Annotated in this window: 18 protein-coding genes; 8 read left to right on the forward strand and 10 right to left on the reverse strand. The window is 65.9% G+C overall.

Features of this window, described 5'->3' with window-relative positions:
- Positions 1-2: 2 nt before the first annotated feature.
- The 3 genes from ASB57_RS06685 to ASB57_RS06695 form a co-directional block, all read right to left on the reverse strand.
- Positions 3-1,166, reverse strand: coding sequence for an iron-containing alcohol dehydrogenase (locus ASB57_RS06685; protein ID WP_057651527.1), 1,164 nt, complete (start codon positions 1,164-1,166; stop codon positions 3-5).
- 81 nt (positions 1,167-1,247) lie between these two features.
- On the reverse strand, positions 1,248-2,234 hold the full coding sequence (locus tag ASB57_RS06690; protein ID WP_057651528.1) for a tripartite tricarboxylate transporter substrate binding protein: 987 nt from the start codon (positions 2,232-2,234) through the stop codon (positions 1,248-1,250).
- Between the two features lie 82 nt (positions 2,235-2,316).
- On the reverse strand, positions 2,317-3,765 hold the full coding sequence (locus ASB57_RS06695) for an aldehyde dehydrogenase family protein (RefSeq protein ID WP_057651529.1): 1,449 nt from the start codon (positions 3,763-3,765) through the stop codon (positions 2,317-2,319).
- Positions 3,766-4,075: 310 nt separating this feature from the next.
- Between ASB57_RS06695 and ASB57_RS06700 the strand changes: the two genes are divergently transcribed.
- From ASB57_RS06700 to ASB57_RS06715, 4 genes are all read left to right on the forward strand, one after another.
- Entirely contained in the window at positions 4,076-4,999 is a 924-nt protein-coding gene (locus ASB57_RS06700) for a LysR family transcriptional regulator (protein ID WP_057651530.1), read from the forward strand.
- 142 nt (positions 5,000-5,141) lie between these two features.
- A complete protein-coding gene (gene tcuA / locus ASB57_RS06705; RefSeq protein WP_057651531.1) occupies positions 5,142-6,566 on the forward strand; it encodes an FAD-dependent tricarballylate dehydrogenase TcuA in 1,425 nt (474 codons plus the stop codon).
- On the forward strand, positions 6,553-7,782 hold the full coding sequence (gene tcuB, locus ASB57_RS06710) for a tricarballylate utilization 4Fe-4S protein TcuB (protein ID WP_057651532.1): 1,230 nt from the start codon (positions 6,553-6,555) through the stop codon (positions 7,780-7,782). Before tcuA ends, tcuB begins: the two co-directional genes overlap by 14 nt.
- Before the next feature lie 20 nt (positions 7,783-7,802).
- Positions 7,803-8,450 carry an HD domain-containing protein gene (locus ASB57_RS06715; protein ID WP_156414076.1) on the forward strand — a complete coding sequence of 216 codons (648 nt, stop codon included), beginning with the start codon at positions 7,803-7,805 and terminating at the stop codon, positions 8,448-8,450.
- Between the two features lie 80 nt (positions 8,451-8,530).
- On the opposite strand, the gene ASB57_RS06720 is transcribed toward ASB57_RS06715, so the two are convergent.
- A complete protein-coding gene (locus ASB57_RS06720; protein WP_057651534.1) occupies positions 8,531-9,862 on the reverse strand; it encodes a sodium:proton antiporter in 1,332 nt (443 codons plus the stop codon).
- A 112-nt stretch (positions 9,863-9,974) separates the two neighbouring features.
- Positions 9,975-10,556, reverse strand: a complete 582-nt coding sequence (locus ASB57_RS06725; RefSeq protein ID WP_057651535.1) for a TetR/AcrR family transcriptional regulator — start codon at positions 10,554-10,556, stop codon at positions 9,975-9,977.
- 139 nt (positions 10,557-10,695) lie between these two features.
- Between ASB57_RS06725 and ASB57_RS06730 the strand changes: the two genes are divergently transcribed.
- Positions 10,696-11,388, forward strand: a complete 693-nt coding sequence (locus ASB57_RS06730) for an SDR family oxidoreductase (protein ID WP_057651536.1) — start codon at positions 10,696-10,698, stop codon at positions 11,386-11,388.
- A gap of 67 nt (positions 11,389-11,455) precedes the next feature.
- Complete coding sequence (locus ASB57_RS06735; RefSeq protein ID WP_057651537.1) at positions 11,456-12,361, forward strand: LysR family transcriptional regulator; 906 nt, start codon at positions 11,456-11,458, stop codon at positions 12,359-12,361.
- On the opposite strand, the gene ASB57_RS06740 is transcribed toward ASB57_RS06735, so the two are convergent.
- The 5 genes from ASB57_RS06740 to ASB57_RS06760 all read right to left on the reverse strand — a co-directional run bounded on the left by ASB57_RS06740 (position 12,292) and on the right by ASB57_RS06760 (position 16,890).
- Positions 12,292-13,203 (reverse strand): alpha/beta fold hydrolase, encoded by a 912-nt coding sequence (locus ASB57_RS06740; protein ID WP_057651538.1) that lies wholly within the window; start codon positions 13,201-13,203, stop codon positions 12,292-12,294. The two genes, ASB57_RS06735 and ASB57_RS06740, sit on opposite strands and share 70 nt — an antisense overlap.
- Positions 13,200-13,586 (reverse strand): hypothetical protein, encoded by a 387-nt coding sequence (locus ASB57_RS06745; protein ID WP_057651539.1) that lies wholly within the window; start codon positions 13,584-13,586, stop codon positions 13,200-13,202. Before ASB57_RS06745 ends, ASB57_RS06740 begins: the two co-directional genes overlap by 4 nt.
- Before the next feature lie 59 nt (positions 13,587-13,645).
- Positions 13,646-14,902, reverse strand: coding sequence for an ABC transporter substrate-binding protein (locus ASB57_RS06750; protein WP_057651540.1), 1,257 nt, complete (start codon positions 14,900-14,902; stop codon positions 13,646-13,648).
- 96 nt (positions 14,903-14,998) lie between these two features.
- Positions 14,999-15,997, reverse strand: a complete 999-nt coding sequence (locus ASB57_RS06755; protein WP_057651541.1) for a tripartite tricarboxylate transporter substrate binding protein — start codon at positions 15,995-15,997, stop codon at positions 14,999-15,001.
- Positions 15,994-16,890 (reverse strand): NAD(P)-dependent oxidoreductase, encoded by an 897-nt coding sequence (locus tag ASB57_RS06760; RefSeq protein WP_057651542.1) that lies wholly within the window; start codon positions 16,888-16,890, stop codon positions 15,994-15,996. Before ASB57_RS06760 ends, ASB57_RS06755 begins: the two co-directional genes overlap by 4 nt.
- Positions 16,891-17,174: 284 nt before the next feature.
- Between ASB57_RS06760 and ASB57_RS06765 the strand changes: the two genes are divergently transcribed.
- On the forward strand, positions 17,175-18,527 hold the full coding sequence (locus ASB57_RS06765) for an MmgE/PrpD family protein (RefSeq protein ID WP_057651543.1): 1,353 nt from the start codon (positions 17,175-17,177) through the stop codon (positions 18,525-18,527).
- Between the two features lie 53 nt (positions 18,528-18,580).
- A complete protein-coding gene (locus ASB57_RS06770; protein WP_057651544.1) occupies positions 18,581-20,698 on the forward strand; it encodes an acetate--CoA ligase family protein in 2,118 nt (705 codons plus the stop codon).
- Positions 20,699-20,734 lie beyond the last annotated feature (36 nt).

Consider the following 20,734-nt stretch of genomic DNA (forward strand, 5'->3'; position numbering starts at 1 on the left):
CTTCAATACGCCTGGGCGAACAGCGCGCGGAAGTCCGCGGTGCTGGTCTGGCGGGGATTCCAGCGGTTGTAGTTCGCCTGCGTGCACAGCTCGGCGATCTCGTCGAACTTGTCTTCGGTGGCGCCCACGTCGCGCAGGCGCGCGGGGATGGCCAGGTCGCGGCACAGCGTCTCGATGGCATCCACCGCGGCGCGTGCCGCGTCGATTTCGGGCAGTCCCCGTACCGGCCGGTCCATGGCGGCGGCGATGCGGGCGAACTTGCGTGGGTTGGCCTGCAGATTGAAGCGCGCCACGTGCGGCAGACAGACGGCGTTGGACAGGCCGTGCGACAGATGCCAGTACGCGCCGACGAAACGGGCCATGCAATGCACGTTGCCAAGGCCGGTCTGGCCGAAAGTGATGCCGGCCAGCGCCGAACCGACCAGCATGTTCAGTCCCGCTTCCAGGTTGTCGCGGTTGGCGACGAAGGGCCGGATGTTGGCGGCCAGCAGTTCGATGGCTTCGATGTTGATGGCATCGGTCACCAGGTTGGCCTGGCGCGAGATATAGGACTCGAAGGCATGCACGAAAGCGTCCATGCCGGAATGGGCCGCCACATGGGCGGGCACCGTGCGCAAGGCCAGCGGGTCGAGAATCGCGGCGCGCGCCGGATTCAGCGCGGCGTGGCGGATCGACATCTTCAGCTGCTTTTCGGTGTCGGTGATGACGCAGGAGCCGGACACTTCCGATCCTGTCCCGGCCGTGGTGGGGATGGCGATCAAGGGCAGGGGCGGCGTGCTGAATTTCTCGATGCCTTCGTAGTCGTGGATACGCCCGCCGTTGGTGGCAAGGATGCCGACGGCCTTGGCGACGTCCATGGTGCTGCCGCCGCCGACGGCCAGCAGCAGGGTCGCGCCATGCGCGGCGCAGGCCTGGTAGGCGCGTTCCACGGTGATGGCGCTGGGGTCCGGCTCGATGTCGGAATAGCTGGCCACCGCCACGCCTTCCTCCTGCAGGATGCGCTGGATGCCGGCGTAGAACTCGCCGCCGAGCAGGGCGCCGTCGATGGCGATGAAGACGCGCTTGCACGCGTGCGCGCGCAGGATCTCGCCCAGCTTGCGGTGGGCGCCTATGCCCGTGTACAGGCGGGTCGGGCAAAAGAAGGTGCTGATGTCGGTGGCAGCCATGATGAACCTATGAAAAAACCGGCGGCAGCCATGTTGAAGTTGCCGCCGTTTGATGGATGGATGCGGGTTGGACCGGGACCGTCAGTTCGCGCTGTCCCAGCCGCGCGCCAGTTCGGTCCAGCGCTTGGTTTCCTCATGCACGAAGGCCTTGAACCTGGCCGGCTCCATGCCGCCGGGGTCGGCCGCCATGCTGTCCAGGGACTTACGCATATTGGGATCCTGCATGGCGGCGCGCACCGCCTGATAAATGCGATCGGTGACGGCTGGCGGCATGTCCTTGGGGCCGGCCAGGCTGTACCAGGTGGTCATCTGGTAACCCGGCACGCCGGATTCGTCCAGGGTCGGCACGTCGGGCAGGAAGCGCGTGCGGGCCAGGCTGGTGACGGCCAGCGGCTTGACGCCGCCACCGTTGATCTGCGCCGCCGCCGACGCGGCCGAGTCCAGCGCAAAGGTAAGACGGCCGCCGATCAGGTCGGTCATCATGGGCGCGGCGCCCTTGAACGGAACGTGCAGGGCCGTCATGCCGGTCTGCTTTTTGAGCAATTCCGCGGACAGGTGCTGCGTGGTGCCGATGCCGGCCGACCCGTAGTTGATGTCGTTGGGATGCGCCTTGGCGTAAGCCAGCAGCTCGCGCACGTTATTGGCCGGGAAGTTCTTCGCCACCACCAGCACGTTGGGCACGTTGGCCACCGTGGTGATCTGCGTCATGTCCCGTTCAAAATCGTAGGGCAGGTTCTTGTACAGCACGCCGGCGGCCGCATGGCCGACGTTGGCGAGCAGCAAGGTATAGCCGTCCGGCTTGGCCCGTGCGACGTAGCCGGCACCCAGGGTGCCACCCGCGCCGGGCTTGTTCTCGACGATCACCGTCTGTCCCAATTGCTGTTGCAACTGAACGGCGATGGCGCGAGCGACGATGTCGGTCGTCCCGCCCGGCGTGAAGGGCGCGACCAGGGTGATGGGGCGATCGGGCCAATCGGCCGCCTGCGCGGACGGGGCAAGCACGCTGGCACAGCCGGCCAGCGCCAGGGCCAGGGCCAGCAGGCTCCGGCGGGTATTGAGGGTGGTCATCGTCTTTTGTCTCCAGGGTCGTGATCGGACCGCTTGTGTTGGGATGGGTCCGTTGTCAGGGTGATGAAAAGCTGCGGGGAATTCAGGGGTTGAAGACGACCAGGCGTTCTTCGGTCATCTCGCGGATGGCGTGGGCGGGACCTTCCTTGCCGAAGCCGCTGTCCTTGACGCCGCCGAAGGGCATGACGTCGGAACGCGCGCTGGAGGTCTCGTTGATCTGCACCGTGCCGAAGCGCAAGGTGGCGGCGGCGCGCAGCGCGCGGTCGATGTCCTGCGTGAAGACACCGGCGGACAGGCCGAAAGGCGTCGAGTTGGCGTCGCGCACGGCTTCCTCGAAATCCTCGAAAGGACGCAGGGCCAGCAGGGGCGCGAAGGCTTCCTGGCACCAGACCCGGCCGCCTTGCGGGGCCTGGGTCACGACGGCCGGGGTGATCACCGAACGCTCGCGCTGGCCACCGCACAGCAGGCGGGCGCCGCCTTGTTCGGCTTCGCGCAGCCAGCTCTCCGCGCGGATGGCGGACGCTTCGCTGATCAAGGGGCCGACCTTGGTGGCGGGGTCGCGCGGGTCGCCGGCCTGCAGGGTCTTGGCGAAGTCGGCCAGGCGCCGGCCCACTTCCTCGGCGATATCGCGGTGTACGTACAGGCGCTGCACCGACGTGCACACCTGGCCGGCCTTGCGCAGGCCGGCATTGGCGATCTTGGGGATGGCGCGTTCCAGGTCGGCGTCGGCGCAGACGATGGTGCTGGCGATGCTGCCCAGTTCCATCTGCGTGCGGCGCAGGCCGGCGGCCTGCTGGATGATGCGACCCACGCGCGTGCTGCCGGTGAAGGTGTAGAAGGCGATGTCCTGTTCTTCCAGCAGCCAGGCGCCGACGCTGTCGCCTTCGCCTTGCAGCACGGCCAGGAAGTTGGGCGGCATGCCGGCTTCAAGGAGCAACTGGGCCAGCAGGGCGCCCGTCAGGGGCGTGAAGGCCGAGGGCTTCAGCACCACGGCGTTGCCGGCGGCGTAGGCGGGCGCCACCTTGTGCAGCACGGTGTTCAAGGGGGAATTGAACGGGGTGATGGCACAGACCACGCCCACGGGAAAGCGCTGCGTGAAACCGATGCGGCGGTGTGCGCCGGGGCTGGCGCCGAAGGGCACCACGTCGCCGACCAGACGCAGCGCTTCGTCGGCGGACAGGCTCAGGGTCACCATGGCGCGATCGACTTCATTGCTGGCATCGGCGAGGGTGAAGCCGGCTTCCGCCACCATCACGTCAACCAGGCGCTGGCGATAGCCTTCCATCAGGGCGGCGGCGCGGCGCAGGACCTGGGCGCGATCGTGCGGGGGCGGCGGGCCGGCATCGACGGCGGCGCGGGTGACGCGCACGGCTTCGGCGACCTGGGCCCGGGTGGCCGCGGCGACTTCGGCGATGGGGCGTCCGCTGAATTTGTCATCGACGACGAAACGGGGGCCGTCGGCTTTCCAATGGCCGTCGATCAGGGCTCCCAGGGGAGGCAGGCCGTCTATGTGCAGGGGGGTAGTCGTCATGGTTGAGTCCATTGGAATGAAACGTTATCGTTCTTTGGTCGTCGCGATGGCTGGAGTGTGCCGGGAGCATCAGGCCGTGGTCCGAGCTTCTTTATGCTGGGAGCCCGTTCCTGCTCGCCTATGCGTGGCCGGCATGGTGAAGTCAGTGTCTCTGTCGTCGATGAAACGTTATTTTGGTCGCCATTATAGGCATCGGCCAGCGGCCCGTAAGGTGGTCCGGCTGAAGAGGTCTTCAAAGTTTGTGAAAACGGGGCGGGCAATTTGACCGTTGCATGCAAAAATACGGTTTTCATAAATAGTGAAGACAGCCATGGAGCTACGCCAACTGCGTTCTTTCGCCAGGGTCGTGGAGCTGGGCAGCATGGGCCGGGCAGCGGCTGAACTGGGGATCGTCACGTCGGCGCTGAGCCAGCAGATCAGCCGGCTGGAGAGCGAACTCGCCACCCGCCTGCTGCAACGCACGTCCACCGGCGTGGTGCCGACCGACGCGGGCAGGGCGTTCCTGCGCCAGGCGCAACTGGCCATACGCCACGCGGACGCGGCGGCCATGGCGGCGCGCGAGGCGCGCCTGACGGGCCAGGTCAGCGTGGGCCTGGCGTCGACCACCGGCACGGTGCTGGCGCCGCGCTTCATCCAGGCCATGCAGCAACGCTATCCGGACGTGCGCCTGCGCATGACCGAGAGCCTGTCGGGCCATCTGACCACCATGCTCAACACCCGGCAGCTGGATCTGGCCATCGTCTTCCATAACGACGCCGCGCAGCGCTGGACGGTGCAGCCTTTGCTGGACGAGCGGCTGTTGCTGATGGGCCTGCCCAGCACGCCGGGCTGGCCCACGAGCGAACATATCTCCCTGGCGGGTTTGCACGAGATCCCGCTGGTCTTGCCCAGTCCCGCGCACGGCCTGCGGCAGTTGATCGATACGGCCTGCGCGCGCATCGGCCGCACCTTGAACATCGCCGCCGAGGTCGATGGCCTGGCCATGTTGATGGCGATGGTGCGGGTGGGGCACGTCGCGACCATCCAGCCTGGTGCCGCCTTGCCGGTGGATCCGACCATGTCGCGCCTGCAATTGAGCGACGATCATCTGCAGCGGCGCAATCTTCTCGTGAGCTTGCCCGAGGACGAACTGTCGCCCGCCGCCTTGGCCGCCCGCGTGGTGCTGAGCGACGTGGCGCGGACCCTGGTGCGCGAGGGCGGCTGGCCCGGGGCCACCCTGTACGCGGCGGCGTGACCGGCAATATGTCCGCGTCGGGCCCGAGGCCCCATGTGCAGAGCGTCTTCACATTTTTTGAAGACCCCTTGTCCGGCGCGTTCTGGCGGCCGCGTGACCGTCTGGTTACAGTGCCACCCTGTTCAAGGAGGACACACTAGCCATGGTGGATGTATTGGTGATAGGGGGCGGCAACGCGGCCCTGTGCGCGGCCCTGATGGCCAGCGAAGCCGGCGCCAGCGTGTTGCTGCTGGAGTCCGCGCCCAAGGAGTGGCGCGGCGGTAATTCCCAGCACACGCGCAATTTGCGCTGCATGCATGACGCGCCGCAGGACGTGCTCGTCGAAGCCTATCCGGAAGAAGAATTCTGGCAGGATCTGCTCAAGGTGACGGGCGGGATTACCAACGAGCATCTGGCGCGCCTGGTCATTCGCGCGTCCTCGTCGTGCCGCGACTGGATGCGCAAGCACGGCGTGAATTTCCAGCCGCCCTTGTCGGGCGCCTTGCACGTGGCCCGCACCAACGCGTTTTTCATGGGCGGCGGCAAGGCCCTGGTCAACGCGTACTTCCGCAGCGCGGAGTCGCTGGGCGTGAAGATCCGCTACAACGCGCCGGTCGATCGTCTTGAACTGAAAGACGGCCGTTTCGTTGCGGCCTACGTCAAGGGCGAGCGGATCGAGGCCAAGGCCTGTGTGCTGGCCGCCGGCGGTTTCGAATCGAATATCGAATGGCTGCGCGAGGCCTGGGGCCAGAACGAGCGCGGCGAATGGCCCGCCGACAACTTCCTGATCCGCGGCACGCGCTTCAACAAGGGCGTGCTGCTGAAGTTCATGATGGATGCCGGCGCCGACATCATCGGCGATCCGTCGCAGTCGCATTGCGTGGCCATCGATGCCCGCGCGCCCTTGTACGACGGCGGTATCTGCACCCGTATCGACTGCGTGTCGCTGGGCGTGGTGGTCAACCGCGATGCCAAGCGCTTCTATGACGAAGGCGAGGACTTCTGGCCCAAACGCTATGCCATCTGGGGGCGCCTGGTGGCGAATCAACCGGGCCAGATCGGCTTTTCCATCATCGACAGCAAGGCCATCGGCCGTTTCATGCCGCCGGTATTCCCGGGCACCATGGCCAACACGCTGGAAGAGCTGGCGGACAAGCTGGGCCTGGATCGCGCCACCTTCATGGCGACCTTGAATGAGTACAACGCCGCGTGCAAGGTCGGCAAGTTCGACCACACGGCTCTGGACGACTGTCACACGGAAGGCATCGCGCCGGCCAAGACCCACTGGGCACGGCCCATCGACCGCGCGCCATTCTACGGTTATCCGTTGCGGCCGGGCATTACCTTCACCTACCTGGGCCTGAAGGTCAATGACAAGGCTGCCGTGCATTTCAACGGCGTGCCCAGCGACAACCTGTACGTCGCTGGTGAAATGATGGCCGGCAACGTCCTGGGCAAGGGCTACACGGCTGGCGTGGGCATGTCCATCGGCACCGCATTCGGCCGCATCGCCGGCACGCAGGCCGCGCAAGCCGCGCTTGGCCAGAATAAAACCAATTCCATGGGAGCTTCCCTTGAAACAGCTTGAAGCCCTCGTGCGCCAGGCCAATACCACGCTCAATCTCGATCAGGTCGCGCCGGCTGGCGGCGGCATGAAGGAAACCCCGGTCAAGTTCGTCCGCAAGGGCGAGGACCTGGGGCCCGACACCGCGGACGAGACCGAAGTCGCGCGCATCATGCAGATCTGTAATGCCTGTCGCTATTGCGAAGGCTTCTGCGCGGTGTTCCCCGCGATGACGCGACGCCTGGAATTCGGCAAGGCGGACATCAACTATCTGGCGAACCTGTGCCACAACTGCGGCGCCTGTCTGCACGCGTGCCAGTACGCGCCGCCGCATGAGTTCGCGGTGAACGTGCCGCAGGCCATGGCCAAGGTGCGCAAGCAGACCTACACGGACTACGCGTGGCCGGCGGCGCTGGGCACCCTATACCAGCGCAATGGCCTGACCCTGTCGCTGGCGACTGCCTTCGGCCTGGCGCTGTTCCTGATCCTGGCCATCGTGTCGACGGGCTCCTTGTTCCATGCGCCCTTGGCGGGCAATTTCTACGCCATCTTCCCGCACAACACGCTGGCGGTGTTGTTTGGCGTGGTCTTCCTGTTCGCGATCTTCGCCTTGGGGATGGGCGTCCGCCGCTTCTGGCGCAATGTGTCGCCGGGCACGGCCAGCGGGCCGGCGGTGGCGGAAGCCGCGCATGACGCGCTGCGCTTGCGCTATCTGGATGGCGGCCATGGCAAGGGTTGCAACGAGTCCAGCGATGCTTTCACCCTGGCGCGGCGGCGTTTCCACCACTTCACGTTCTACGGCTTCATGCTGTGTTTCGCGGCGACGTGCGTGGCCACGTTCTATCACTACTTCCTGGACCTGCATGCGCCGTACGGCTACACCAGCCTGCCGGTGGTGCTGGGGACCCTGGGCGGTATTGGCCTGATCATCGGACCCGCGGGCCTGTTCTGGTTGAACTTGCAACGTAGTCCCTTGCATGGCGACGCCGGGCAAAAGACCATGGATCGCGGCTTCATCGCCTTGCTGCTGCTGGTGTCCATCACCGGCCTGGCCTTGCTGGTGGGGCGCAACACCAGTGCCATGGGCTTGCTGCTGGCCCTGCACCTGGGCCCCGTCATGGCCTTGTTCCTGACGTTGCCCTACGGCAAGTTCGCCCACGGCATCTTCCGCAGCGCCGCGCTGTTGAAGTGGAACATCGAGAAGCGCCAGCCCAATCCTGTGCAGATGGGGGCGGATTGACGTTTTTCGCTACTCCACACGTGCAAGAGCAACTGGATCTGTGGCGCCCGCGCTTGATCGCCCTGGCCACGGCCTCGGATGACAACGATGGCGCGCATGATCTGAATCATCTGGAGCGGGTCTGGGCCAGTGCGCGGACGCTGCTGGCGTCTTCGCCTGAGGCCGACCCGCTGGTGGTGATGGCGGCGGCCTACCTGCATGATCTGGTGAATCTGCCGAAGAACCATCCGGACCGCCGCCAGGCTTCACGCATGTCGGCGCAAGCGGCGGTAGCGCAGCTTGCCGCCTTGCGTTTTCCAGAGGCGCGGCTGCCCGCCGTGGCGCACGCCATCGAGGCGCACAGCTACTCGGCGGGCATCGTGCCGGAAACGATAGAGGCGAAGATCGTGCAGGACGCGGACCGGCTCGATGCGCTCGGCGCCGTCGGCCTGGCCCGCATGTTCCATGTGGGTGGGCAGTTGGGCCGGGCCCTGGCCCATGCGACGGATCCGCTGGCCTTGCAGCGCACCGCTGACGACGGGATCTATACCCTGGATCACATCGAGTGCAAGCTGCTGCGCCTGCCGGACACCATGCAGACGGAAGCCGGGCGCGAAGTGGCCCGGGAACGGGCGCGCTGGCTGGTGGCTTTCAGGGATCAGTTCGTGGCCGAATGGGGCCAGGGATAAAGGCCGATGGCGCCGTGCAGGGGCAGGGCGCCGCCTTCCCGCTCAGGTCGCGGCAAGCAGGGCGATTGCCATGCACGCTCTCACGTATTGTCCGGTGTCTTGCCGGGACCGCCCATGGCGCGAAGATAGCGCTTCAGCAGCGGTGACGCGGTGATGCCGTGCAGAAACACGGAGGCCACGATCACCGCCAACAATATGGGCGCGATGGGGCGCACATTGTCCGCATCCGTGTGCTCCAGGGCCAGCAGCAGGTAAAAAAAAGTGCCGACGCCGCGGATGCCCAGCCACCCCGCCAACAGCCGCTGGACCTTATCCGTGCCAGTGCCGGCCAATGACAGCCAGACGGAGGCCGGGCGCGCGATAAGGAAAAGGACCAGCACGACGACCAGCGATTGCCATTGCAACATGTCGCGCCAGTAGGTGGAGACCAGGCTGCCGATAAGCAGCATCATGCCCAGTTCGACCAGGTGTTCCAGTTCCACGGAGAAGGTCATCATGGACTCGGCCAGATAAGCGTGGGCCAGATCGGGGTTCTTGGCGGCTTGCTGCATATCGCCGTGCGCCACGTTGCCCAGCGTATTCTGCGGTGTAGCGTCGCCGGTTTCATGCATCTCCTTGCGGCGCAGCGCCACGCCGGCGGTAAACACGGCCAGGAAAGCATAGCCGTGGATCATCAGGGCCACGCCATAGCAGGCCGACATCAGGCCCAGCGCCAGGAAGCCTTCATAGCCCATGGCCTTCGCGTAGCGGATACGCAGGCGCGAGACCAGCGCCTCGGTGGCGGTGCCCATGATCCAGCCGACCGCGACCGCCCCCACCACACCCCAGATCAGCGAAGCGGCCAGGGTGGCCGGCGACTGCGCATCCGGATGTCCCAGATTACAGACTGCGAGTCCTATAAGGACGAAGGGATAGGCCGCGCCATCGTTGGCGCCGCCTTCGCCGGACAGGGCGAAGCGCAAGGGCTCGTCGTCACCCGCTTCCTGGGGCCGCAGCTCATTGGCCAGCACCGGATCGGTCGGTGCCAGGGCCGCCGCGGCCAGCAAGGCCATGCCCAGGGGCCATCCCAAGGCGTAGTGCCCGACCACGGTCATCGCGGCTATGGTCAGGATCATGGCCGGCAAGGCCAGGCGCAGCACCAGGCGCCAGCGCCCGCTGCCCAGGGGCAAGCGCAGATGCATGCCGATGGCAAATAATGAGATCAGCAGCCCGGTCTCGGCCAGGATGCGCAGGACGTGGGCGTCCCGGTACAGGTCAAGGTCCAGCATGCCCAGTCCTGCCGGACCGATCACAAAACCAAACAACAGGTAAACCATGGCGCCGGTCATGGGCAGACTGGCGATGACGCTACGCGCGAGCCCCATGAATATGAGGAGCCCGCCGATCAGGAGGAACCAGACGGCTTCGAACATTTAGGAATTTCACGACAGATGCGTAGGAGGACGGCGTGCCGTGCGCGCCGGATGGGTGGTCCGTCTACAGCATGTGCTGTGCCTAATGCAGGGCTGATTGCTGCAGTGCGTTCTACGCGGCGACCGAGGCCAGCAAGGTCTTGGCCGTGTTGGCCAGCAGTTCGTCCGCCAGGGCGGGATCGTTGACGGCGCGGGCCAGGGTGATGGCGCCGACGAGTCCGGCGGTCAAGGTCTGCGCCCGGGCATGGGCGCCCGGACCGCCCGGCGGGTCGAACAGCCCGGCGATGGCGTCGACCATGTGCTTGACGCCTTGCGCCGCGACATCGCGCGTCTCATCCGTGCCCCGCGCCAGCTCGGCGCCCAGCGCGGCCAGGCCGCAGCCATGGGCCGCGTCATCCCGATGCCGCGGCGACAGATAACTATTGACGAACCAGGCCACGCGCTCGCCGGGCGGCTGCTTGAGGGCGCGCTGCGCCAGCGAGTCGGTGACATCGATCATCAGCGACGCGCAGGCTTCGGTGACCAGCTGGTCCTTGGATGCGAAGTGCTTGTAGAAGCCGCCATGGGTGAGGCCGGCGGCGTTCATCAGACCGGCCAGACCGGTCGCGCCGATGCCCGTCCGGCGGAATTCTTCGGCGGCGGTGGCGACGATCAGCGCACGGGTGCGCGCGGTTTCCTCTCGGGACTTACGCATGACGATGAAGGGCGGACGCCGCTTATCAGTTGAATCGAGCTGACTCGCTTGCCCGCCAAAAGATCTATTGACAAGGAAATCTTAGACGAGATTTAATTAGATGTCGACTACAATCTAAATATACCTACCTGGAGTGATCATGGAAATCAAAGGAAAAGTCGCGCTGGTGACCGGCGCGAATCGCGGTTTGGGCAAAGCCCTGGTCCAGGCCTTGTTGGCGGCGGGTGCCGCCAAGGTCTACGCCGGCGCGCGCGACCCCGGCGCGGTCAGCATCCCGGGCGCCCAGGCGCTGAAGCTGGATGTGACGGACCGGGCCACGGTGCAGGCCGCCGCCGCCGAAGCGGGCGACGTCGATATCGTGATCAATAACGCGGGCATCAGCTTGCGTGGGCCGGCCTTGGGCGGCAATGCGGAGGAACTGCTCGCGCAGCAGCTGGACGTGAACCTGTACGGCGTGCTGCGCGTGAGCGAAGCCTTCGCGCCGATTCTCGGCCGCAATGGCGGCGGTGCGCTCGTCAATGTGCTGTCGGTGCTGAGTTTCCTGACGATTGATCCGGTGGTGGCCTACTGCGTCTCAAAATCCGCGGCCTGGGCCTTGAGCAATGGGATACGCCACCAGTTGAAGGAGCAGAATACGGTGGTGACGAACGTGCATGTGGGATACATGGACAGCGACATGACGGCCGGCATCGACGCGCCCAAGACGTCCTTGCCGGATGCCGCCGCCAGCATCCTCGGCGCCATCGAGGCCGACCAGCAGGAACTGTTGATCGATGAACTGAGCCGGGAAGTGAAGGCTTCGCTGTCGACGGATACGCCCGCGTATCTCTAAGCGGACTTGCTGCGTCGCGCCATCGGGTGTGCCATCGGGTGCGCGGTCGGCAAGGTATAGTCCGGCTATGAAAACGCTGGATATCCCCACGCTGGCGATCTTTGTCGCCGCGGTCGAAGAAAAAAGCCTGTCCAAGGCCGCCGAGCGCGAAAACATCGTGACGTCGGCGGCCAGCAAACGCGTCGCTGAACTGGAGCGCCACCTGGATCGGATGCTGTTGCATCGGCATGGGCGCGGGGTGGAGCCGACACCCGCCGGCGCCTTGCTGTATCAACGTGCCAAGGCCATCTTGCGCGGCGTGCAGTTGACCGAGCAGGCCATCAGCGGCTATTCCGCCAATGGCCAGGCCAAGATCCGCCTGGCGTCCAATCCTTCCACCATCCTGCAGTTCCTGCCGGCCGTGATGAGCAGTTTCCTGGCTGGACGGCAGGGGGTCAGCGTGGACCTGCTGGAAGCGCACAGCTTCGATATTCCCCGCATGATCGCGGATGGCGCCGTCGATATCGGTATCTACCACGCGGATCATCCGGTACCGGGCGTAACGTCGATGCCGTTTAGGCGCGACCGGGTGGGCCTGGTCGTGCCGATCGGCCACGCGCTGGCGGATCGCAACGAGCTTTATCTTGAAGACGCGCTGGACTATGACCTGTTGGGCTACTTCCCGCGCCATTCCCTGGAACAGTTCCTTGCCTATGCGGGACAGACACTGTCGCGTCCGCCCAATGTCAAGCTACAGGTCTCGAATTTCGAGACGCGCTGCCGCATGATCCGGGAAGGCATAGGCATAGGCGTGGTGCCCGAGGGCATCGCGCGCAATTACTTGAACGCGATGGGCCTGGTGTTGTTGCGCCTGCGTGATGCCTGGGCGGAGCGTCAGTTCTTCGTCTGCGTGCGGGATGCGGATCAACTGACGGCGCCCGTGGCGGATCTGTTGCAAGCCTTGGTGGCGGACGCCAGTACCGGCCGCAAATAGGCGAGAAAACGTTCGGGGTCCTCGCTCATCGGAAAATGCCCCATGCCCTGCATGATCTGCCACTGCGCGCCGGGAATGCGTTGGGCCAGATACTCCGTGTCCTGTGGCGTGCAGGAGTAGTCGAACTCGCCGGTCAGCAACCATAGCGGGCAACGGGTGGTATCGATGTCGCCGACCCGCTGGCGGATGTCGCCGTCCGCGGTGTAGAAATGCAGGTCGCCCTTGAACACACCAGGGCCGCTTTGCATGTAGTGCCACAGCGTCTCCCAGCGATGTTCGTCCGGGCTGCCCGGTCCGACCAGGCCCGATACGATGCCGGCGCAGACTTCGCCTCCATGGACATCCGGGCGATCCAGCCATTCCAGGTCATAGTAGGGCTCCACGTGGGCGCCCGATTGCAGCCCGATGGCGGCGCCGAAGCGTTCAGCATGTTTCAGCGCAAGGTGCAGCACCATGCGGCCGCCGATCGAGCAGCCCATGACGATAGGGCGGTCCAGCGCCAGGGCGTCGGCGACCGCCAGGACGGCCTCGGCGTAATCCTGCGTGGTCAGGGCATAGGCTTCGTCGCGCCAACCGGCGGGGGGCGACGATTTGCCGTGCCAGGGCAGGTCGAAGGCGACGACGCGGTGGCGGGCCAGAATCTCCGGATCGTTCATCAGCGCACGATATTGGCGTGTGTCGGCGCCGGCCGTGTGCAGACATAGCAAGGGCACCCCCGCGCCGGCTTCTTCCACATAGACGCGATGGGGACGGCCCCGCAGGGTCAGGTGCAGATAGCGGCCCGTGATGGCTTCGAAGAACGTTTCAGTCGAAACCTGGGATTGCCTGGCGGGGCTGTTCATGGCTGGCTTCCTGTTTGACGCGGGCAAGCCAGCACGTCCTTGAAATACAAAAGGTGGGACATGAAAGGGTGAAGGTCGCCTTCCGCGCGCAGGCGCTTGTAGCGGATCAGCGCCATCAGGTCGTGATAACCGGGTTTGGGATCAGGGCTCCAGAATTGTGCCCAGTCTTCCGCGCCGGCGCGCAAGGCGAATTGCCAGTGCGGCATGACGAAGGGGCCGCGGCGCACCGCTCGCACCTGGCCGGCGTCGATCGAAATCAGATGGGCGGTGGGACCGTTTTCCAGCAGGAACCGGGTATGCAGATGGCGGCCCCGCCAGACCAGCCGGTCCTGGCGGTTGACCGCCGCGGCCAGCCCCTCGGTTAGAAAATCGTCATACGGCATGGGCAATCCTTGTCGAAAGTAGCGTGTTCAACCAGGCGGGCGGCGCCGCCCGCGTCGTGTCATTGCTTGACCAGTTTGCAGCGGCTCTCGCTTAGCGGCATGAAGGCCTGATCGCCCGGTACGGTCTTGATGATCTTGTAGTAATCCCAGGCCTTTTTGGATTCTTCCGGGGATTTCACTTCGACCACATAGGTATCGTGCATCAGCTTGCCGTCTTCGCGCAGGCGCGCATGGCGCGCGTACGCATCATGGATCGGCATGTCGCGCAGGGTCTTCATGACCACGTCGACCTTGTCGGTGCCCGACTTCTCGACCGCGCGCAGGTAGTTCAGTACCGCCGAATACTGTCCGGCCTGCAAGGCGGTGGGCATCTTGCCCAGGACTTTGAAGAAGCGCTGCGAGAAGGCCCGCGTTTCGTCGTCCATGTCCCAATAGAAAGTTTCCGCGAACGTCATGCGCTGGGCGGCCTGCAGGCCGACGCCGTGAACGTCGGTGATGCTCATCAGCATGGCGACCAGCTTCTGCCGGTCGGCCAGGCCGAATTCCCGTGCTTGCTTGATTTCATTCTGCAGGTCGGCGCCGGCGCTGGCAAAGGCCACGGCGTCCGCTTTGCTGGCCTGCGCGGACAACAAATAGGACGCGAAGTCATTGCCAGGGAAGGGATAGCGTGAAGATCCGGCCACGCTGCCGCGACTGTCCTTGACGAAACGCATGCCGTCATTTTCCAGGGAGTGGCCGAAAGCGTAGTCCGCAGTGATGAAATACCATTTGCGCGCGCCGGCTTCGACCAGGGGCACCGTGCCCACCTTGGCCAGCGCATACGTGTCATAGACCCACTGCACGTTGTTGGCGGTGCAGTTCTCGCCGGTGATGCTGGTGGCGCCCGCGCCGGTCACCATGGTCATGCGGCCTTTCTCCTGGGCGATCCCCATCACCGCCAGGGCCACCGCGCTATTGCCCAGTTCGGTGATCACGTCGACCTTGTCGCGGTCCATCCATTCGCGTGCGCGCGACGCCGCCACGTCGGCCTTGTTCAGGTGGTCGGCACTGACCATCTCGATGGGCTTGCCCAGGACTTTGCCGCCGAAATCCTCGATGGCCAGCTTGGTCGCCAGCACCGAGCCGGGCCCGACGTTGCCGGAATACGCGCCGGACAGATCGGTCAGGACGCCGATGCGGACGATGCCGTCGGAAATGACGTCGCCGGTCTGGGATGACGGGGGCGATTGCGCCTGGACCAGGCCGCAAGACAAGGCGGATGCAAGGAGTGCGGTACGGGCGCCGTTGCGCACGGCGTTGGGGATGGGACGCGGCATGTCAGTCTCCGATGGTTTGTTTTCCCTGGCGACGGGGCGTTGCGGGCTCCCGCCGCGGTGGTCGGCAATAGCGTGTGGCAACAGCGGCTGGCGGCCTCAGTCGGCCTGCGCGATGTTGCCGTCCTTGATCACCTGTCTCCAGCGTTCAGTCTGTTTGGATATATGGGCAGCGAACTCCGCGGGGCTGCCGGTCAAGGGGTATTGCCCCAGTTGAAACAGCGCCGCGCGCGCGTCGGCCGTCCCCATCACCTTGTTGACCGCCGTGTTCAGGCGTTGCGTGATGGCCGGGTCCAGGCCCTTGGGCGCAAGGATGCCGTTCCAGGGCTCGGCCGTGAACCCAGGTATGCCCGCGGCCTGGGCGACGGTGGGAACACCCGGCACGATGTCGGACGGCTGGGCGGTGGCGATGCCCAGGGCGCGCATCTTGCCGGCCTTTACCTGTGGCATGGCCGCGATGGCGCTCAGGAAGGCCATGTCCACGCGGCCCGCCACCAGGTCGGCGATGGCGGCGGAATCCCCTTTATAGGGGACATGCGTGATGTCGATGTGGACGGCGCTGCGGAACCATTCGCCGGCGAGGTGGTTGACCGCGCCGCTGCCGGCGGACGCGAAGCTCAAGGTGCCGGGCTTGGCGCGGGCGCCGGCGATCAAGGCGGGGATGTCTTGATAAGGCGATCCGGCGGGCACGACCAGTAAATAGGGATAGCCGGCCACTAGCGCGACCGGCTGGAAATCCCGCATGACGTCGTAGTCGACCCGTTTTTTGTACACGGGCTCGATGGACAAGGTACCGCTGCTTCCCAGCATCAGTGTGTAGCCGTCGGCGGGTGCGCGCCGCTCGGCCTGCACCGCCACGACGCCATTGGCGCCCGCGCGGTTCTCGACGATGACGGTCTGGTGCAGTTCGGTTTCCAGTTGCCGCGCCAGATAGCGGCCCACGGCGTCGGTGGGGCCGCCGGCGGTGAAACCTATGAGCAGGGTAATCGGCTTGTCAGGGTAGCTGGCGCCCATGGCCGGCGCGGTGGCGAGCGCGGCGCACAGGCAGCCGCTACCGAGCAGGGCCAGCGCCCCGCGGCGTGAGGGAAGGGGTGTCATGATGCACTCGCTTCCTCGATCAGCTTCACCATGACGGGGTAATACTCTTTGACGTAGCCGGCCGCGCGGGTCCGTTCCAGCAGATCATGCGTCAAGGTCGCGGCCGTGGCGTCGACCTGACCCTGGCGTGCCAGTTCCAGCGCCAGGCGGATGTCCTTGATGGCGTATTCCGTGGGGAAGGCTTTCTCCGGGAAGGTTTCAGCGGCCAGCGCCTTCTTGCCGGGATTGCGCAGCGCGAAGCTGTCCGCCGAGCCCTGGCTCAGGGCATCCATCAACAAGGTGCCGTCCACGCCCGCGCGCCGGCCGATGGTGATGGCTTCGGCCAGGGCATGGACCGTCATGAAGACGACCATATTGTTCATGATCTTCACCACCTGGCCGCAACCCACTTCGCCGCACAGCAGCACGTCGCTACCCATGCACGACAGATAGGGCAGCACTTTGTCGTAGTTCTCCCGGGTGGCGCCCACGGTGATCATGAGCGTGCCCAGGCGCGCGGCTTCGCGCATGCGGGCGACCGGGGCATCGATCAACAGGATGCCGTGGCCGCGCAGGGTCTCGGCCAATTGGCGGGTGCGGGCGACGTCGCTGGTGCTCATGTCGACGATGGTGTGGACCTTGCCCTTGGCTTGCACGATGCCGCCGGCACCCAGGCAGACCTGCTCCACCTGCACGATGCTGGGGAGCGACAGGAAGATGATCTCCGCGGCCCGTGCCACGGCGGCCACGTCCTGCTGCGCTTGCCCGCCCAGTTCGGCGATGCGCGCCACGGGGGCAGGCTCCAGATCCGCCACATGGACGGTGTGGCCGGACTTGCGGACGAGGTTGGCGCACATGGGTTCGCCCATGACGCCCAGGCCGATAAACCCCAGCGGGGTGTTGTCTACGCGCATGCTTGTCTCCTGCGGCTGGTCTTGCGCCAGCGGTGTCTTGGATTGGAATTATTGTTGCTGCGACTGCGGCTTCGACTGCGACTGCGGTACTGAAGGACACTAGCAAGCAGCTTACGGATGCCGTGCATCCCAAGGTTTGAAAAAGGGGAAAGGGACGTATCTCCAAATCCGCTGCCTGCCAGGATGAACGCTCCTTTTCCGTTTCATCAACCCTGGGCATGGCCGCTGCCACTAAAGTGGGGCCAGAAGCGCGCACGTTCGCCGGCGCGCCGCAGGAGACCACCATGTTGCTGGATACCATCGCCGCCTATGGCGCGCACGACAGTCAGGCCCGTCTGCCTGATGACATCCTTCACTATGCCAAGCGTGCCTTTCTTGACTGGCTGTCGGCCCTTTATCCAGGCACCCGGGTGGCGCCATCCCCGCAATTGCTGGCCGCCCACGCGGACGAGCTGGGCAATGGACCCGCCAGCTTGCCAGGCAATGGGACGACCGCCTTCCCGGCGACCGCGGCCTGGATCAACGGCAGTGTGTCCCACGCAGTGGAGTTCGACGACATCTTTCGGGATGCGGTGTACCACCCGGGCTGCCCGACCATTGCTGCGGCACTGGCGTTGGCGGAGGCAGGCAATGTCGACGGCCGCGTGCTGCTGAATGCCATCGTCGTCGGCTACGAAATCTCCACGCGTATCGGCGCCGCCGTGCAGCCTTCCCACTATCGCTTCTTTCACACCACGGGAACGGTAGGCTGCTTCGGCAGCGCGGCGGCCGCGGCCGCCTTGTGCAAACCGGGCGACGCCGACGTGATGCGGCACGCGCTGGCCACCGCGGGCACCTTCGCCAGCGGTTTGCAGCAAGCCTTCAGGTCCGATGCCATGACCAAGGCGCTGCACGCCGGCCACGCGGCCGCGGTGGGGGTACGGGCCGGGCAGGGCGCCGCGCATGGCATCACCGGCGTGCCGGACATCCTGGAGGGCGAGGTCGGCTTCGGCGCGGCCCTGGCGCGCGATCCCGACTGGGGCCGCGCCACCGATGGCCTGGGCGAGCGCTACAACATTCGCGTCATCACGCAGAAGAATCACGGCTGCTGCGGCCACACCTTCGCCGCCATCGACGCGGCGCTGGCGCTGCGTGAGCGCGGCGTGCAGCCGCAAGACATCGCGGCGGTCCACGTGGCAACCTACCAGCCGGCGCTGGATGTGGCCGGCATCCTGAATCCTGTCACCGCCTATGAGGCCAAATTCAGCCTGCCTTATGTGGTGTCGCATGCCTTCGTGCACGGTTCGCCGCGCCTGGATGCCTTCACGCCGCAACGCATGGCGGATCGCTCGGTGCGGGACCTCATGGGACGCGTATCGCTGCAAGCGGATCCTGAATTGACGGCGGGCTTTCCCAGCATGCGAGCCGCGCGGGTCCGCCTGACGACGCATTCCGGTGCGACCCTGGAGCACCATGCGCCGTATCGCAAGGGCGATCCCGAGGCGCCCTTGTCCGACGCGGATCTGAATGACAAGTTCGCCGAACTGGCCGGTCCCGTATTGGGCACGGCGCGGATGGCGGCGCTGCGTGATCAGGTCTGGCGGCTGGAAACCCTGCCTGTGCGGGCCTTGCGCCTGGCCGAGGATGCCCGGCTTTGACCGCCCCATCATCGAATAACGAATCGATTACCGAACCAACTACCGAATCGCCTATGTCTGAAGTTTCTTTCGCCGCTGCCTTGCTGGCCCCGCGCGCCGTCGCCCTGGTCGGCGCTTCCGGCGATATTCGCAAGAACACCGCGCGGCCGCTGCGCTTCATGCGCAAGCATGGCTATGCCGGCACCATCTATCCCATCAATCCTGCTCGCGACGAGATCCTGGGCGTGCGGGCTTATCCCTCCCTGAGCGACCTGCCTGCGAAAGTGGATCATGTCTTCTTCATGATCCCCGGCGACGACATCGAGGCGATGCTGGAAGGCTGCGCGCAGGCCGGCGCCCGCGTGGTCACGGTGTATTCCGATGGCTTCGGCGAAACCGGCCCGGACGGCATGGCGCGCCAGGAAGCCCTGGTGGCGCGCGCCCGCGGACTGGGCCTGCGCCTGCTGGGGCCCAACAGCATAGGGCTGGCCAATCTGCATAGCGGCGTGGTTCTGTCGGTGAACGCGGCGTTCGAGGCGGAGTCGCTGCTGCCCGGTTCGCTCAGCCTGGTGTCGCAGAGTGGTTCCATGATGGGATCGCTGCTGTCACGCGCCGCGGCGCGCGGCTTCGGTTTCGCCAAGTCCGTGTCGGTGGGCAATGAAAGCGATGTGACGGTGGGCGAGGTCGTCGACGCGCTGGTCGACGATCCGCATACCAAGGTCATCCTGCTGTTTTTGGAAACCTTGCGCGATGCGCCCACCCTGGCGCGGGCACTTGAGCGCGCGCGGGCAGCCGGCAAACCGGTCGTCGCCTATAAATTGGGACGCTCCGAGCAGGGCGATGCCTTGGCCCAATCCCATACCGGCGCGCTGGCGGGCAACGACGCGGCCGTTGACGCTTTCCTGCGGGCGCATGGCGTCCTGCGCGTTCGTCAGCTGGAAACACTATTCGAGATCGCGCCCTTGACGGAGCGCTATGGCAGCGGAGGCAGCGGTGGCAGCCACGCCCGCCACGAAACCGACCAGGCCGCCCGCGTGGCCGTCATCACCACCACGGGCGGTGGCGCCGCGTCGGTGGTCGACAATCTGGGCCTGCACGGCATGGTGGCGGTGGCGCCGCCGCCGGACTTCATCGCGCAAATGGCCGGAATCGGCCTGAAACTGCGTGAGACACCCATCATGGATCTGACCCTGGCGGCCAGCAGCGCGCAATACAAAGGCCTGCTGGAAGCCTTGCTGCGCGCGGATTGGTGCGATGCGGTGCTCAGCGTGGTCGGTTCGTCGGCGCAATTCCATCCCGACCTCGCGGTGAAACCCTTGCTGGAGGCGGACAAGCCGGCCGCCAAGCCGCTGGCGGTGTTCCTGGCGCCCGAAGCGGCGGAGTCGCTGGCTTTGCTGCGGGCAGGCGGCATCGCGGCCTTTCGCACACCGGAGGCCTGCGCGGACGCGCTGTCCGTCTACTTCCAGGGCACGGGACAGCCGCCCGCCGAAGTTCCCGCATCGGACTGGCCGGCTGGCTTGCCGCGCCAGGGCATGTTGAATGAGCGCGAAGCGGCAACCGTGTTCGCCAAGCTGGGCGTGCCGGTGGTGGCCAGCCGCCTGCTCGATGCCGCCCGACTGGAGCAGGAGCTGGCAGGGCTGGCGGCGGAAGGCTTGTCATTCCCCTTGGTCGCGAAGGTCTGTTCCCGCGATCTGGCGCACAAGACCGACGCCGGCGCCGTGCGGGTCGGCATCGAGAACCTGGCCGAATTGCGTGGGGCGATCGCCGCCATGCTCGCCAGCGTCCGGCGCCACGCGCCCGCGGCCGACATCGAAGGCATCCTGCTGCAGCCGATGGAGGGCCGTCTGATCGAACTCATCCTCGGCTACCGCCACGATCCCCTGGTCGGCCCGACGGTCCTGCTGGGAGCCGGCGGTATCACCGCGGAACTCAATCCCGACTACGCCTTGCGGCTGGCCCCGGTCGATGAGGCCGAAGCCATGCGGATGATAGAAGCGGTGCGCCAGACGCGCCTGATCCGCGGATTCCGCGGGCTGCCGCTGGGCGATTGCGCGGCCCTGGCGCGGACGATCGCGGCGTTCTCGCGCCTGGCCGTGCTGCGTGGCGTGGCCGTGCAAGAGGCCGAGATCAATCCCTTGTTCGTACGCAAGGACGGCGTGGTCGCGGTCGACGGCCTGTTGCGCCTCGCCTGACTCCACGCAAAACAGCAACATCAAAAAACAGGACAT

It is taken from the genome of Bordetella sp. N (assembly GCF_001433395.1).
Classification (GTDB): Bacteria; Pseudomonadota; Gammaproteobacteria; order Burkholderiales; family Burkholderiaceae_B; genus Bordetella_C.

Excerpts from the sequence above, each read along its gene's own strand:
- ASB57_RS06685 (WP_057651527.1), bottom strand. The coding sequence starts at position 1,166 with ATGGCTGCCACCGACATCAGCACCTTCTTTTGCCCGACCCGCCTGTAC.
- tcuA (WP_057651531.1), top strand. The coding sequence starts at position 5,142 with ATGGTGGATGTATTGGTGATAGGGGGCGGCAACGCGGCCCTGTGCGCG.
- ASB57_RS06740 (WP_057651538.1), bottom strand. The coding sequence starts at position 13,203 with ATGAACAGCCCCGCCAGGCAATCCCAGGTTTCGACTGAAACGTTCTTC.
- ASB57_RS06700 (WP_057651530.1), top strand. The coding sequence starts at position 4,076 with ATGGAGCTACGCCAACTGCGTTCTTTCGCCAGGGTCGTGGAGCTGGGC.
- ASB57_RS06750 (WP_057651540.1), bottom strand. The coding sequence starts at position 14,902 with ATGCCGCGTCCCATCCCCAACGCCGTGCGCAACGGCGCCCGTACCGCA.
- ASB57_RS06755 (WP_057651541.1), bottom strand. The coding sequence starts at position 15,997 with ATGACACCCCTTCCCTCACGCCGCGGGGCGCTGGCCCTGCTCGGTAGC.
- ASB57_RS06765 (WP_057651543.1), top strand. The coding sequence starts at position 17,175 with ATGTTGCTGGATACCATCGCCGCCTATGGCGCGCACGACAGTCAGGCC.
- ASB57_RS06760 (WP_057651542.1), bottom strand. The coding sequence starts at position 16,890 with ATGCGCGTAGACAACACCCCGCTGGGGTTTATCGGCCTGGGCGTCATG.
- ASB57_RS06690 (WP_057651528.1), bottom strand. The coding sequence starts at position 2,234 with ATGACCACCCTCAATACCCGCCGGAGCCTGCTGGCCCTGGCCCTGGCG.
- ASB57_RS06725 (WP_057651535.1), bottom strand. The coding sequence starts at position 10,556 with ATGCGTAAGTCCCGAGAGGAAACCGCGCGCACCCGTGCGCTGATCGTC.
- ASB57_RS06745 (WP_057651539.1), bottom strand. The coding sequence starts at position 13,586 with ATGCCGTATGACGATTTTCTAACCGAGGGGCTGGCCGCGGCGGTCAAC.
- ASB57_RS06770 (WP_057651544.1), top strand. The coding sequence starts at position 18,581 with ATGTCTGAAGTTTCTTTCGCCGCTGCCTTGCTGGCCCCGCGCGCCGTC.
- ASB57_RS06735 (WP_057651537.1), top strand. The coding sequence starts at position 11,456 with ATGAAAACGCTGGATATCCCCACGCTGGCGATCTTTGTCGCCGCGGTC.
- ASB57_RS06695 (WP_057651529.1), bottom strand. The coding sequence starts at position 3,765 with ATGACGACTACCCCCCTGCACATAGACGGCCTGCCTCCCCTGGGAGCC.
- ASB57_RS06730 (WP_057651536.1), top strand. The coding sequence starts at position 10,696 with ATGGAAATCAAAGGAAAAGTCGCGCTGGTGACCGGCGCGAATCGCGGT.
- ASB57_RS06720 (WP_057651534.1), bottom strand. The coding sequence starts at position 9,862 with ATGTTCGAAGCCGTCTGGTTCCTCCTGATCGGCGGGCTCCTCATATTC.